14 protein-coding genes are annotated in these 12,940 nt (G+C 45.3%); 6 read left to right on the forward strand and 8 right to left on the reverse strand.

Annotated elements, in window-relative coordinates:
- The first annotated feature begins 220 nt into the window (after positions 1–220).
- The gene (locus JMX92_RS01730) at positions 221–1,285 is read left to right on the forward strand and encodes a biotin--[acetyl-CoA-carboxylase] ligase (RefSeq protein WP_201543554.1); all 1,065 of its coding nucleotides are present in this window, start codon (positions 221–223) and stop codon (positions 1,283–1,285) included.
- A 37-nt stretch (positions 1,286–1,322) separates the two neighbouring features.
- Here the strand turns inward: JMX92_RS01730 and JMX92_RS01735 are convergent, their stop codons facing one another.
- Positions 1,323–2,306: an NUDIX hydrolase gene (locus tag JMX92_RS01735; RefSeq protein ID WP_227675231.1), complete on the reverse strand. Its 984-nt coding sequence runs from the start codon at positions 2,304–2,306 to the stop codon at positions 1,323–1,325.
- Between the two features lie 229 nt (positions 2,307–2,535).
- Between JMX92_RS01735 and JMX92_RS01740 the strand changes: the two genes are divergently transcribed.
- Both JMX92_RS01740 and JMX92_RS01745 read left to right on the forward strand, forming a co-directional pair.
- Positions 2,536–3,099, forward strand: a complete 564-nt coding sequence (locus tag JMX92_RS01740; RefSeq protein WP_011959745.1) for an NUDIX hydrolase — start codon at positions 2,536–2,538, stop codon at positions 3,097–3,099.
- 105 nt (positions 3,100–3,204) lie between these two features.
- Positions 3,205–3,780 (forward strand): hypothetical protein, encoded by a 576-nt coding sequence (locus JMX92_RS01745; protein ID WP_201543555.1) that lies wholly within the window; start codon positions 3,205–3,207, stop codon positions 3,778–3,780.
- Positions 3,781–3,851: 71 nt separating this feature from the next.
- Here the strand turns inward: JMX92_RS01745 and JMX92_RS01750 are convergent, their stop codons facing one another.
- Positions 3,852–5,531 (reverse strand): NAD(P)H-hydrate dehydratase, encoded by a 1,680-nt coding sequence (locus JMX92_RS01750; RefSeq protein WP_201543556.1) that lies wholly within the window; start codon positions 5,529–5,531, stop codon positions 3,852–3,854.
- 135 nt (positions 5,532–5,666) lie between these two features.
- Here JMX92_RS01750 and queG point away from each other — a divergent pair, with 135 nt between their 5' ends.
- Complete coding sequence (queG, locus tag JMX92_RS01755; RefSeq protein ID WP_201543664.1) at positions 5,667–6,821, forward strand: tRNA epoxyqueuosine(34) reductase QueG; 1,155 nt, start codon at positions 5,667–5,669, stop codon at positions 6,819–6,821.
- A 243-nt stretch (positions 6,822–7,064) separates the two neighbouring features.
- Here queG and lysM read toward each other — a convergent pair whose 3' ends face one another.
- The 6 genes from lysM to JMX92_RS01785 all read right to left on the reverse strand — a co-directional run bounded on the left by lysM (position 7,065) and on the right by JMX92_RS01785 (position 11,324).
- Positions 7,065–7,571 (reverse strand): peptidoglycan-binding protein LysM, encoded by a 507-nt coding sequence (lysM, locus tag JMX92_RS01760; protein ID WP_201543557.1) that lies wholly within the window; start codon positions 7,569–7,571, stop codon positions 7,065–7,067.
- Between the two features lie 368 nt (positions 7,572–7,939).
- Entirely contained in the window at positions 7,940–8,182 is a 243-nt protein-coding gene (acpP, locus tag JMX92_RS01765) for an acyl carrier protein (protein WP_011959740.1), read from the reverse strand.
- Positions 8,183–8,409: 227 nt separating this feature from the next.
- Positions 8,410–9,138: a 3-oxoacyl-ACP reductase FabG gene (gene fabG, locus JMX92_RS01770; protein ID WP_011959739.1), complete on the reverse strand. Its 729-nt coding sequence runs from the start codon at positions 9,136–9,138 to the stop codon at positions 8,410–8,412.
- A complete protein-coding gene (fabD, locus tag JMX92_RS01775; protein ID WP_011959738.1) occupies positions 9,138–10,136 on the reverse strand; it encodes an ACP S-malonyltransferase in 999 nt (332 codons plus the stop codon). The genes fabG and fabD overlap by 1 nt, the downstream gene beginning before the upstream one ends.
- Positions 10,137–10,258: 122 nt before the next feature.
- Positions 10,259–10,441, reverse strand: a complete 183-nt coding sequence (rpmF, locus tag JMX92_RS01780; protein ID WP_201543559.1) for a 50S ribosomal protein L32 — start codon at positions 10,439–10,441, stop codon at positions 10,259–10,261.
- 268 nt (positions 10,442–10,709) lie between these two features.
- Positions 10,710–11,324 carry a YceD family protein gene (locus tag JMX92_RS01785; protein ID WP_041773272.1) on the reverse strand — a complete coding sequence of 205 codons (615 nt, stop codon included), beginning with the start codon at positions 11,322–11,324 and terminating at the stop codon, positions 10,710–10,712.
- Positions 11,325–11,437: 113 nt separating this feature from the next.
- On the opposite strand from JMX92_RS01785, the gene JMX92_RS01790 reads away from it, so the two are divergent.
- Both JMX92_RS01790 and JMX92_RS01795 read left to right on the forward strand, forming a co-directional pair.
- On the forward strand, positions 11,438–12,109 hold the full coding sequence (locus JMX92_RS01790) for an elongation factor P hydroxylase (protein WP_201543567.1): 672 nt from the start codon (positions 11,438–11,440) through the stop codon (positions 12,107–12,109).
- Positions 12,110–12,280: 171 nt separating this feature from the next.
- On the forward strand, positions 12,281–12,901 hold the full coding sequence (locus JMX92_RS01795) for an L-threonylcarbamoyladenylate synthase (protein ID WP_201543576.1): 621 nt from the start codon (positions 12,281–12,283) through the stop codon (positions 12,899–12,901).
- Positions 12,902–12,940: the final 39 nt, after the last annotated feature.

A 12,940-nucleotide genomic window follows, 5' to 3' on the forward strand; every position in this document is an offset into this window, starting at 1 on the left:
ACTTAGCAAATCACAGTTAATGAGTCTTAAACTTACCTGCAGGGTCAGTATAACAAAACACCAATTTTGAAAATCAATAAAATAAGCCGAATGCAGCGCAACATATCGGCAAGCTGGGTGGCAGCTGTGCTAATATTCCCCTTATTTGTTCGCCAGTTATCAACCTCTTAAAAGCCGATTTCACACATTAGCCCCTTAAATTTATTTTGTAGGCCAAGTTATGCCCTTTGCTTCACAGTCTGTCTTAAATCAAGGCGCCAATCAGCCGTTAATACACCGTCACGTTGCCGTCAGCCCCTCTACCAATAGCGAGCTTATGCAACAACTTGCCAATGGTGACATTGACAAAACTCGCCCCTATCTACTCACTGCCAGTATGCAAACTGCCGGCCGTGGCCAGCGTACCCGAACGTGGCAGTCACCTATTGGCAATATCTATCTATCGCTGTATCACCCCTTACAATCGTCTTTGTCTGGCCTATTATCCTTGGTGGTCGGCTTGCACATCACCCGCCTGCCAGTGCTGCAAAACCTCAATCGTCAGCGCCGCAGTCTAGGCTTGCCTATAGTCGGGGTAAAATGGGCCAATGACATAGGCTATTATGACACTGAGTCTCTCAGCGCTGGTGAGACGCCCACCGCAGCTGATAAAAGCAATACCAGTTTTCATAAATTGGCGGGGATTTTGATTGAGCCTGTGGTGACAGACAATAAGATTACCGGCGTTATTATTGGGGTTGGTATGAATATCGAGGCTGCGCCTGTATTAAGTGACAGCACCAAAGAAGGCATGGATTATCAGGCCATTAGCCTAACTCAGATTATTAAGCAAACCCAAAATTATAAACAAACCCACATAGCCAATAAGGATAATGCTCACAGCGGCCATAACAGCCTGCCTTCTGACGCTCACGGCCACTTACCGCGTGCTGAGGATTTATACATACCTGTGAGCGCCACCTTGCTGCGTGCCGTGGCTCAATTTGAACAGTTTTCACAACAAAGCTACGCCCTGACACAGTTTATTGAAGACTATAGTGCAGTCAATGTGCTGGCTGGCAGACCAATCATTATTGAGCAGCCACCTTTATCCGCTCACACCACTCAAGCGACCAAACCACAAAGCGCCCAAGATAAACACTCAGATACAGTGGTGATTCACGGCGTGGTAACGGGGATAAATACGGATGGCAGCTTAGCCATAAACACCACGCAGCAAGGATACGTAGAGCCGCGCAACATCTACACAGGCACCATCCGTTTAACGGGCAAGGATAAAGGCTAAATATGCAGATTCAAGATGAAGATGAGAGTTTGATGGGTTAATCAGAGCCGTCAACCGGCTCATAATACCAAGTCACTTCGCGATCAAAACCGATCTGTAGTAAACCAGCCAGCACCCGACCGGTCAGCCCCCACACCACTTCACCATCTACACGCCAGCTGGGTGTCTTTATATTAAGGGTCTTGCCATTGATGGTATAAGGCAAAATGTGGTCTGTGGTGGGCTGCTCGATTAGCGTCTCAAAGTCAGCCCAAAAAATACGAGCAATCTCACCCAGCTCAGGCACATAGGTAATGGGCGGCTCCACCAAAGCCACGATAGGACGCACCACCAGTCCCTTTTTGGATACCTGAATTGGTAATTGACCAACAATCTGTGCTTTGCTCGGTGGTAGAGCAGTCTCTTCGCAGGCCTCTCGCAGCGCTGTAACCACATTATTACCGTCACCTGTGTCATGCTTTCCTCCCGCAAAAGACACCTCTCCGGCATGGCTGCTTAAGTGGGCAGCACGCCGAGTCAGCAGCATTTTAGGATGCGCCTCGTTGGTAATAACCACCAAAACTGCGGCATCTGCATTGTCAGTGGTGACCAGCTTATCTAAAATCCTTTGGGCTCGACTGATATCCCCTGATGACAACTCGGTATTTTTAGTTTGTGCGCCACCCTTGACCGTGGCCACCTCCTTTTTGAGTACCGATTGTATGCCATGAACTGCAGCATCAGTTGTTGTAGAGTGAGACGGATTATGCGCAGACTTGCCCTGCTCAGTAGTACGGGCATTATCTTGAGAGTTGCCTTGGAAGTGCGCCGCCAACTGCGCCTGAGTGTGAACCTTGGTGTCCGCTATGTCTTGCTTAAAGGTGGCATGCAATGTGTGCTGTTGTACCCTTTCAACCAGCTGCCTAAGCTTAGAGTGAATGACCTGCTCAGGCAACACCACCGCAAGCTCTTCAAAGCGTGGTGAGTGCTCATTTTGATACAGATTTTGTGGTACAAGTAGCGTTTCAATAGAGGATTTCATAAGGCGCGATAAACAGTAAGCCAACAAATAAGAGTGTAGGGTTAGACTAACGTATTATGCTGAAATATGCTATCTTGATGATAGATTGGCCTTAGTAATTATGTATGATAAATGCTATAACGCGTATCAGTAGCCAGCCTGTTTTTTGCTCATTTTTAACAAAGCAAGCGTTAAAAATGCGGCTTAAAATAATAAGTAATCGATTAATTTCAAAAATAAGGACTGCCCTATGGCGTACTGTTTGCAATGCGGCCAGTTAGCGGAGCATAAAATTCCTGCCGGCGACCACAACCCGCGCTTGGTCTGCCCACACTGCCATTATATTCACTATGAAAACCCTAAGGTTATTTGTGGCGCCATTGTCATCTCACAAGATAAGGTGCTGCTATGCCGCCGTGCCATTGAGCCTCGATATGGCTATTGGACTTTGCCAGCAGGGTTTATGGAGATTGGCGAAACCATGGCAGAAGGCGCCGCTCGGGAGACTGTGGAAGAAGCTGACGCTGTGGCAACACACCCGCACTTGTATTGTCTATATGACATTCCTGATATCGGTCAAATCTATGTGCTGTATCTGACCCAGTTGCAAGACGGCAAATATGGCGTCGGGCCTGAAAGCTTAGAGTGTGCCTTATTTGAAGAAAAAGACATTCCTTGGGATGACATCGCCTTTGAAGCGGTAAAACGCACTTTGCATCACTATTTTAATGACCGAAAGTCGGTCACTGAGCACAGCCAGTTTCCTATTCATCAAGAGACCATTTCAAAAGACAAGAGTATCAAGCGCTACTAATCATTTGTCACCTGATGATTTGGTTAAAATTTACATCTTGTTGCTTACTGCGTCCCACTGCTTATTGCCTGCCACTGCTTAGCTCATATAGGATAAACCGTGCTTATGTATTTATTTAAGGCTGTGCCATGGATCCATATGCACGATAGGCTTGCCAAGCCACTGTTAAATGGGACGTTCATATATGGACTAAGTGTGGCGGCGCTTGGCATAGGTGTTGCTCTGCCAGCTTGGGCCATGCCGGTGTATAAAACTACGGGAGAATTTGGTGAGGTAAAGTACTCACAATTTGCACCTAACTTTGCACCTGACATAGGCTCTCAGGTTGAAATCATACAGATGAGAGGTGATGGCCGGCCCAGTAAGCCAGGTCAATTCTCCGCCCCTGTCGCGCCGCCTCAGACCAATACGTCAACCCAGCCTGAGTCGTCTTTTACTGCACCTTTATTGTCATCTTCAGGCAGTACCAATGCAAAAAACAACCAAGCCCCTCACCCTCCCAAGACTTTGGACCCAACCATTCAGACCCAATGTAAAAAGCTGCAAGTTAATTTAATGCACTTAACCACAGGCGATGAGGTATATACGCTCAATGCTACTGGCCAAAGAGTCTATCTAACCGCCCCTATGATTGAGCTAAAGCGAGAAAATACCGAGCAACTATTGGCGCAGTACTGCTAGTTTTTACAAGTCATCCCCTTGCTCTGGCTATGCCAGCATATTGGACGATATAAGCGCTCATATTCACAGCGCTACTGAGCTTGGGTTAACTGCTGCATAATCTGTCCTACCACAGGCGGCATGTCACTGGCTTGTAGCGCCCAAACTCCTTTTTTGCGCTCAAGTACATCACCAGCCATTGCATGAATCATGACCGCTTGTATGAGAGTGCGAGAAGACTTAGGCAGTACCGATTGCGCCAGTAACCCTGCGGCCAGCCCAGACAATACATCACCCATGCCAGCCGTTGCCATTCCCGCATTGCCCGCTGCACAGACTCGTATTTCACCCTTATGTAGTACCAATGAGCCTGCACCCTTGAGCAGCCAGCTGCCATTGTATTTATTGGCCAATTGCGTGATGGCCGCCAGTCGATCTTTTTCTATCTCATCAGCCGATATATCTAGCAATCGCCCTGCCTCACCACTGTGCGGTGTATACCAGACCTCATGAGTCTTAGCATGCGCAATCAGCTGATCAATAATTTCAGGAGCCTGCTTAGCCAAGCTGGCCAAATGAAACAAACCATCGGCATCAATGATCAGGGCAATGGACTGCTGCAAAGCGGTACGCAAGTAGCGTTCAAACAGCGTAAAACTACTCTCATCTCGCCCAAGCCCCATACCTATTGCCAAGGTATCGCACTGCGCAATAAGAGACTCTACGCTTGAGGCATCATGCAAGTCTAAACTCATGGCATTAGGCACAGCGCCTATTAGACTGCCATGAAAAGCCTTATGACAAGCCACCGTCAGCTTACCCACACCTGTGGCAAAGGCTGTGCTGGCCGATAAAATAGCGGCACCACCCATACCCTGAGACCCGTCGACCTGATTACCGCCAGCGATAAGTACATGACCAAAGCTGCCCTTATGGGTATTGTGATCACGCGCAGGTAACGGCTGCGCGTGATGTTGTAGCCAAGCTTGTGGCAGCTTGCCCAACACTGTGGGTATCAGCGGCAGATCTACCAGCTTTCCGGTATAGTCCATAGCATCTTTTAGGTGCAAGCCTACTTTGCGAGCCACCAAACATAAGGTAATATCTGCCCTCACCGCTTGCTCATCGAAGACCTCACCTGTGCTTGAGACCACGCCACTTGGTACATCCACACTGACCACTTGTAAGCGATGATTGTGCTGCTTGGCTGCATTGATATAGCGAATGGCATCGGCATAAGCAGACTGAGGCGCTCGGTCTAGACCAATACCAAATAAGGCATCCACATAGACATCGGCGCTTAAGTACTCGGATTGTTCACAAACTTTAGCAAAGCTTGTTTGATTCGCTAAATGGCCGGTGAATGTCTGCTCTATTACTTGCTTGTTGTTATTTAAGGTCGCTGTAGCCTGCTGCTTGGCCAAAAGCGCATCAGCGGTACTGACCTCTGGCCCCACTTCAATGACAGCGACCTGCGCGCCTAATTGCGTCAAATAATCAGCCACCAGCCAGCCATCACCGCCATTATTACCACGGCCCACCCACACCCCTATCTTTAGCTTATCACCGGCCTTACTATAAGTGAGGTAAATCCAGTGAGCAATCTGCCAAGCAGCCTGCTGCATTAGGGCATAGCTGTCATTACCGGCATCAAACCACGCTTTTTCTATGCCATATACCTGCTTAGGGCTGTACAAGGGGACTAGCGCATCCTTAGCTTGAATAGACTGAATACTACGGGCAGCGGCGTCACAATGAGATTGCTTTGACATATCAGTAAGACTCCAAGGCAGCTTAGGTTTTATATTTGGGTAGTTATAGCTTATCATACCCCCTTAATTGAGCTTTGAGTATTGTGTCTTATTATGTCCTCCTCGTCGTCTACCCCAGCCTCTGCCACAGCGCCTATGCCAACTGCCAAAAATGCGTCCATACCGACCAATGAGTTTCAAGATGCCATCGATGTCAAGCGGTGGATTCGTGAGCAGGCAATCAAGTTAGGCTTTGCCGACTGCGGCTTTATTAGCGTTGACAATCCGCTGTTTGAAGCACAAATACAAGGTCTGCGTGACTGGCTGGCGAAAGGACATCACGGACAGCTGACCTTTATGGAGAGCAACCATGATAAGCGCGCCAATCCTGCGCTGTTGGTAGAGGGCTCACGCACCATCATCTCAGTGCGTATGGATTATCTAGAGGCGGCACCCGCACCGCGCCGTATTGAAGATAACCTGCGCCCCAATCATGCCATTATTGCCCGCTACGCCCGAGGACGTGACTATCACAAAACCATGCGCTCGCGTCTAAAAAAACTGGCTCAAAATATTGAAGCCATGCTTCCTCAGTGGCAACACTTGGATATTGGCGTAGATAGCCCTTTTGTGTTTCGTCCCTTTAGTGATTCAGCACCGATATTTGAGCGTCCTTTAGCCGATGCGGCAGGACTGGGATGGACGGGTAAACACACTTTGTTGATTAATAAAGACTCAGGCTCATTTTTTGTCTTAGGAGAGCTGTTTTTAAGCTTAGCACTGCCAGAGGATACGGCCGTTAGCGCTCACTGCGGTAGCTGTAGTGCCTGTATAGATATTTGTCCCACTCAAGCGATTGTCGCCCCTTATCAGCTCAAAGCCAGTGCCTGCATCTCTTATTTGACCATTGAGCATGATGGCGTCATTGACGAGACATACCGTAAGGCGATTGGTAATCGAGTCTTCGGCTGTGATGACTGCCAGCTTATTTGTCCTTGGAATCGTTATGCTCAAATTAGCCCTATTGACGACTTTCATGCCCGCCATAATCTAGATGACAGCTTATTAATTGAGCTGTGGCAGTGGAGCGAGCAGCAGTTCTTAAAAAGCACCGAGGGCAGCCCACTGCGCCGCACCGGTTATGTGAACTTTTTGCGTAATCTGTCTATTGGTATCGGTAATGCGCCTTATCATGCCAAACACATCGAGAAGCTTACCTCTCGTTTAGGCGAGCATGGTGAGGTATTAGATGAGCATATTCACTGGGCCATTAAGGAGCAGCTGGCTAAGCGTCACTCATCAACGTCATAACTGATAAGTCTGTGGCTCAATGTGGGATTTAAAATATCATAAACAATGACAGGTCACTTAAGCGTTTATTTGTGTTTATTTTGAAGCTAAAAAAGCCACCAACTGTTGTTGGTGGCTTTTTGGCTTAAGCGTTTCTACGTTTCCCTGTAGTAGTCTGTTAGCTATAGCAACTTAAATATAGGGCCTTAGATATAGGACCTTAAATATAGGGCCTTAGATAGAGAAGCTTAGCTATTAAACAGATTAAGGCTTAGGAATACGAAGTATTTGGCCTGGGTAGATTTTGTCTGGGCTACTTAGCATAGGCTTGTTAGCTTCAAAAATCTTGTTATATTCATTCGCAGAACCATACACTTCTTGAGCAATCTTAGATAAAGAATCACCAGATTTTACAGTGTACATCGTAGATTCAGGCGCATCTTGCTTGATATCGATGTTATCGATAACTTTAGCAACGTTTTGAACGTTACCAATAGCGATGATCGCTTTTTCACGGTCTGCTTGAGTTTCTGCATTACCACTGATTTCAGCAGTATCTGTGGTGGCGTTATACTTAACTTTTAAATTAGTGATGTTAAGGTTTTGCTGCTGAATACGCTTTAATAGCAAGTTAGCTACTGACTGTGCTGATGGCTCAGTAGAGGCAGCTGGGGTTGCATTAGCATCTGCGTGTGATTCTGTTTCTTTTTTGGCATCATCACGATTAAAAATCTTATCGCCGATATCCTTTGCAAAACTAAAAATTCCCATGAATTTCTCCTAAAAATTATTGATTATATTATTTGCCACATATTATTTTAAATAAAATTATTAGCTCAAGTCTAAGGCACATCTCAGCCAAGTAGCCAGTACCGACTGATAACTACCTTAAGCAGCGCAGCAAACAATGAGTCTTTAATATTGTGTATTTTGGTTTGTGACTTCCACTTTTAAAGTATACCCACTGCCCTTGTGATTTATTACTATTTCAATGTAGCTAATTGTTAAATTTTATTACTTACAAATGGCGTGCCGCCTGAGCACATAAACAATACACCAAAAAAAAGACCACGTACGTGCGTACATGGTCTTTTATTATCAATGCCTCTATAACCGAGTCATTGACAGCAAATTAAAGCTTAAGACTCTAATTTTGACTTGATATAGTCTACTGCTTTTTGAACGGTGGTTAATTCACTTGAATCATCATCAGGGATAGTGATATCAAAGTCATTTTCAAAGTTCATTACCAGTTCAACTAGGTCTAAAGAGTCAGCACCTAGATCGTTAATGAATGAAGAATCGCTCTTGATGTCTTCAATATTCACGTCTAGCTGTTCGGCTACAGCTGATTTTACTTTTAATTCAATTTCTTCGCTCATAGGAGTCTCCATCCTGATTGGTAATTTAAAATTTTCTAATAATGGCAATGCTTAAACTTTTCACCTGTAGTGGCCGCTCAAGCATTGAACTTTAGCATCGATCTACTAGATAGGGGTCACTATATTATCAATTATTGCGACCACTTTCATCTAAAGTGTACATCTGTTGCCTATAATAGCAAAAGTGTCGGCGTAATTCTAATTAATTAACAATTTACCTGCATATATTACATGTACATGCCACCATTGACAGGAATGACAGCGCCAGTTACATAGCTCGCCTCATCACTGGCTAAGTAAGAGACGGCAGCAGCAACATCTTCAGGCTGGCCCAGACGTCCCACAGGAACCGCATCTAACATAGAATTAAGTAGGCGCTCATCAAGCTCATCGGTCATATCCGTCTCAATAAGACCTGGGGCCACACAGTTAACGGTCACCTGACGTGAACCAATTTCGCGGGCTAAAGTACGACTAAAGCCTTCTACACCGGCTTTGGTAGCCGCATAGTTGGCTTGACCGGCGTTACCCATCTGACCCACAACTGAGGTGATATTGATGATACGACCTTTGCGCCCTTTCATCATACCCCGCATTGCCCGCTTACTCATGCGGTAAATTGAGGTTAAGTTGGTGTCTACCACTTTATCCCAATCTTCATCTTTCATACGAATGAGCAGACCATCTTGGGTGATACCTGCGTTATTGACCAATACTTGCACGCTACCATAAACGCTTTCAATTTCTTCAAATAATTTATCAATACTTTCTTGATTGGTCACATCCAAGCTGCGACCAATACCGCCAGCATCATGTAAGTACTCATCAATCGATTGAGCACCCTCAGCGGTTGTGGCAGTGCCAATCACAAAGTGACCTTCCTTAGCAAAACGCTTGGCAATAGCTTTACCGATACCACGACTGGCACCTGTAACTAAAGTGATTGTACGACTCATTATAGATCCTCATTATTTAACTTATCAAAAAGCTTAGCGAGTCGCTCTGGCTTATCAGTAGGATAAGTGGCAATAGGCGTGTCTTGTCTTTTTGCCAAATTACTCAAAACCGTGCCTGCACCGCACTCAATGATTAAATTGATGTGTTTATCGGCCAGTTTTTGCATGGTTTGAGTCCATAGCACAGGATGGCTAAGCTGCTCAGTTAACGCCTTTTTTATACCGGCGATTGTTTTTTCTTCCATGGCGTTTTTATTTTGAATTACAGGAATGCTTGGCAGCTCAAATTTGCATTCGGCCAGCTTCTCTGCCAAGGCTTCTGTGGCTGGCTGCATCAATGCGCAGTGCGAAGGTACGCTCACCTTGAGCGGCACTATACGCTTGCCCATACATTGGATATGTTGGCTTAAGATATCAACACCTTCAGAGTTGCCCGCAACCACGATTTGACCTGGGCTATTGAAGTTGGCAGCGCTCACGATGGTGTCATCATTATTGCTCTCTACTTGCTCACAGATACTAATCACCTGGCTGTTATCTAAGCCAAGTACAGCAGCCATCTTAGTATCAACCCCTACCACAGCTTGCTGCATAAAGTGGCCACGCGCGTGAACCAATTTTACAGCATCTGCAAAGCTAATTGAGCCCGCAGCACACAAGGCGCTGTACTCTCCTAAAGAGTGCCCTGCTAAAAATAGAGGTTCAATTTGAGTGTTTTGTTGCAAAATACGCCAAACGGCAATACTGGCGGTTAATAACGCAGGCTGAGTGTTCTCAGTCTTACCTAATTCAGCCTCATCTTGACACACTGCCCACAAATCAAACCCTAATGCTTCACTCGCTTCAGCAAACGTCTCTTTGACGATAGGATACGCTTCGCTCAGCTCATTTAGCATACCGACAGTTTGTGAACCTTGCCCAGGAAAAACAACCGCAATGCGACGAGGCACATCCAGTTGACCTTGTTTTTTAACTGCTTGCGACGCTTTTAGTGACATTATAAGCCTTCTTATCCCTAAATATACTCATAAAAAAAGAGCCAAGCGCCACTAATGATAAAAGGGTCATTAGTAAGGCTTAGCTCTTATATCTAACCATAATCATTTAAAATGATTATGAGTTAGTCTTCTTGACTCGCTTTAAACAATTGGCGGCCACGGTAAAAACCATCTTTAGTCATATGGTGACGACGATGTTTTTCACCAGTGGCAGCATCGATGCTTAGCTCAGCAACTTCCATATGGTGGTGTGAACGACGCATATCACGGCGTGAGCGGCTTTTACGACTTTTTTGAACAGCCATGGGTCTTGCTCCTATTTTAAAATATGCTTTGGCGGTGAGCGCCATATTTTAAATAAAAATTTATCTAAAATACAATAAGCTCACTTAGCAAAATGAGTTCTCTATTGACCTCAATAAGAGCAACTCTTATTAAAAATCAAATAGGTTTAAAATCTGGGAATAATAAACGAGAGATTATACTCGCTTTGTTCCATAAAATAAAGGGGTATTCACTTTGCAAGTTTTACGAGATCTAATCAATCAGATGAGCACGTGCTAAGATCAAGTTTTAAAGCTTACCTTTGAGTGCTTCGAGTGCGGCAAATGGGTTTTCTGCTTCCTCTTCGATAATTTCACCGACCTGCTCTACTGCCATTTCACAATCATCATGTTTGGCAGATAAAGGGACATCTAAAAGCAACTCATCCTCGACCAGTTTTTTTAGTGGTAGCAGGCGATCGCCTTTTTTATTCTCAGGCTGATCGGCGAGCAGCTCCTCTAGCAGCAGATAATCATCAGACTCATCCACCAAGCTTTCTTGCTCTTCACGCTGTAATAGTATCAGCTGCGCATCGTGAGTGACATCGATGTTCAGTGGATTAAGACAGCGCTGACACGTCACCCAAATATCGCCTGTGAACTGCATCTCTAGGGTCAATAACTGACCTTGTTTTTTCAGCTCACATCTTAAGTCAATGGGCTTATCTTGATAGTCTTCAGGGACAATATCTACCAATCGCTTTAGCAGACGTGGGGTAATGCTACCTGACCAAACATAGCCGGCATCTTCCCACTTCTCTAAATTGACGTGATTAGGTAACTGCTGTGCACTTTTTTCAGTATTATTGCTCACGTTCAAATCCGTTAAGTTAGTGGATTTCGTATCCTTGGTGTATTTTGTCATACTTCTCTCTTTTTTAAAAATGATATCGCTCATTGCTAAGCGAGGATAAGGTTGTCAGCGGCAATTAACTTGCTAAAATAGCCGCTTGCCATTTTCTTTGGATCATTAAAGCCATGTCTGTGATTAATTTTTGTGACCTACCCATAACCGCTTTGGCCAATACGCTGCTGCAAGAGATGCCAAGCACTATGCCTAAAGCGTTATCTCGTTTCAAATTCCAATGGCAACACATTACGCAGCAAACACTTAATTTGGTCAATCTAACAGATGAGCAGATAGAGGCTGTGAAGGTGGACTGGCTTATTGCTGTGTTTAATACTTTATTTGCCACTCAAAACGTCACCTTAGTACGCGGCGACTTTGAACCTGAGTATTTTCCATCAGTTGATGGACAACCTGCACGTATCGAGTTTGCACATGGCTTTTTTCAAAGCGCTCTACATGAAATCAGTCACTGGAGCTTGGCAGGTGCCCGCAGACGCACGTTGTCCGACTTTGGCTACTGGTATGCCCCCGATGGGCGTACAGAAGCCCAACAGCATGCATTTGAGCAAGTAGAGATTAAGCCGCAAGCTATAGAATGCCTACTTAGCCTAATGTGCCAACGACGCTTTCGGGTCTCACAAGACAACCTACATGCCAACTTTGATACCAGTCAGAGCACTTTTGCTATTGACGTTTATAACCAAGCGCTCAGTTACCTTAACGCCCCACAAACCCTGCCCAAAGATGCAAAAATACTGTTAACAGCTCTAGCCTACTTGTGTCATGATACTATAGCTTAGACACCCAACTAATTAATTGCCCAATTTAACTCATTAGACAATTATAAATAACCTAGTCTAGGGTCATAATGGCTAACTTTTAACTGTGCGATTCTAAAGGCGCTACAATGCAGCCTGTATCGCAAGCTCAAAGCAGCATCAGGATTGACCTTAGTTATCAGGAGGCATCTTATGCAAACTTTATACATTCACCCCGAAAACCCTCAGCCCAGACTTATCAGCCAAACTGTGGATGCATTAAACCTTGATCAGCTGATCGTCTACCCTACTGATACCAGCTATGCTTTTGGCTGCAAAATTGGCTCAAAAGAGGCCATTGAGAAGCTGCGTTTAATTCGTCAACTCGATGATAAGCATCAATTTACACTGTTGTGCCGAGATTTAAGCGAAATTGCCACCTACGCTACCGTAGATAATCAGCAGTTTAAGCTGTTAAAAGCATCCACTCCCGCGCCAATCACTTTTATTCTAGATGCCACCAAAGATGTGCCAAAGAAGTTATCGCATCCCAAGAAAAAAACCATTGGTATTCGTGTGCCCTCTAACCCGATAGCGCAGATGCTGCTAGAGGCTATGGGTGAACCGATTTTGACCAGTTCGCTTATCTTGCCCTCTACCCCATTGGCACTAGATGATCCCTTCGATATTGAAGACAAGCTGGGTAATAATATTGATGTCATGATTAACGCCGGTGTGCTAACCACCAAGCTGACCACCATAGTGGATATGACTGTCTTCCCCCCACAATTAGTGCGTCAAGGTGCTGGTGATGCCAGTCAAATTCTTGAGTAAAATGGTGTAGATCAAAGATGATATAGGGTACAGTTAACG

The organism is Psychrobacter sp. H7-1 (genome assembly GCF_904846585.1).
Lineage (GTDB): Bacteria > Pseudomonadota > Gammaproteobacteria > Pseudomonadales > Moraxellaceae > Psychrobacter > Psychrobacter raelei.

Bases quoted from the DNA above. Each gene is read 5' to 3' on its own strand.
- JMX92_RS01730 (WP_201543554.1), top strand. From the start codon at position 221: ATGCCCTTTGCTTCACAGTCTGTCTTAAATCAAGGCGCCAATCAGCCG.
- JMX92_RS01735 (WP_227675231.1), bottom strand. From the start codon at position 2,306: ATGAAATCCTCTATTGAAACGCTACTTGTACCACAAAATCTGTATCAA.
- JMX92_RS01740 (WP_011959745.1), top strand. From the start codon at position 2,536: ATGGCGTACTGTTTGCAATGCGGCCAGTTAGCGGAGCATAAAATTCCT.
- JMX92_RS01745 (WP_201543555.1), top strand. From the start codon at position 3,205: ATGTATTTATTTAAGGCTGTGCCATGGATCCATATGCACGATAGGCTT.
- JMX92_RS01750 (WP_201543556.1), bottom strand. From the start codon at position 5,531: ATGTCAAAGCAATCTCATTGTGACGCCGCTGCCCGTAGTATTCAGTCT.
- queG (WP_201543664.1), top strand. From the start codon at position 5,667: ATGCCAACTGCCAAAAATGCGTCCATACCGACCAATGAGTTTCAAGAT.
- lysM (WP_201543557.1), bottom strand. From the start codon at position 7,571: ATGGGAATTTTTAGTTTTGCAAAGGATATCGGCGATAAGATTTTTAAT.
- acpP (WP_011959740.1), bottom strand. From the start codon at position 8,182: ATGAGCGAAGAAATTGAATTAAAAGTAAAATCAGCTGTAGCCGAACAG.
- fabG (WP_011959739.1), bottom strand. From the start codon at position 9,138: ATGAGTCGTACAATCACTTTAGTTACAGGTGCCAGTCGTGGTATCGGT.
- fabD (WP_011959738.1), bottom strand. From the start codon at position 10,136: ATGTCACTAAAAGCGTCGCAAGCAGTTAAAAAACAAGGTCAACTGGAT.
- rpmF (WP_201543559.1), bottom strand. From the start codon at position 10,441: ATGGCTGTTCAAAAAAGTCGTAAAAGCCGCTCACGCCGTGATATGCGT.
- JMX92_RS01785 (WP_041773272.1), bottom strand. From the start codon at position 11,324: ATGACAAAATACACCAAGGATACGAAATCCACTAACTTAACGGATTTG.
- JMX92_RS01790 (WP_201543567.1), top strand. From the start codon at position 11,438: ATGTCTGTGATTAATTTTTGTGACCTACCCATAACCGCTTTGGCCAAT.
- JMX92_RS01795 (WP_201543576.1), top strand. From the start codon at position 12,281: ATGCAAACTTTATACATTCACCCCGAAAACCCTCAGCCCAGACTTATC.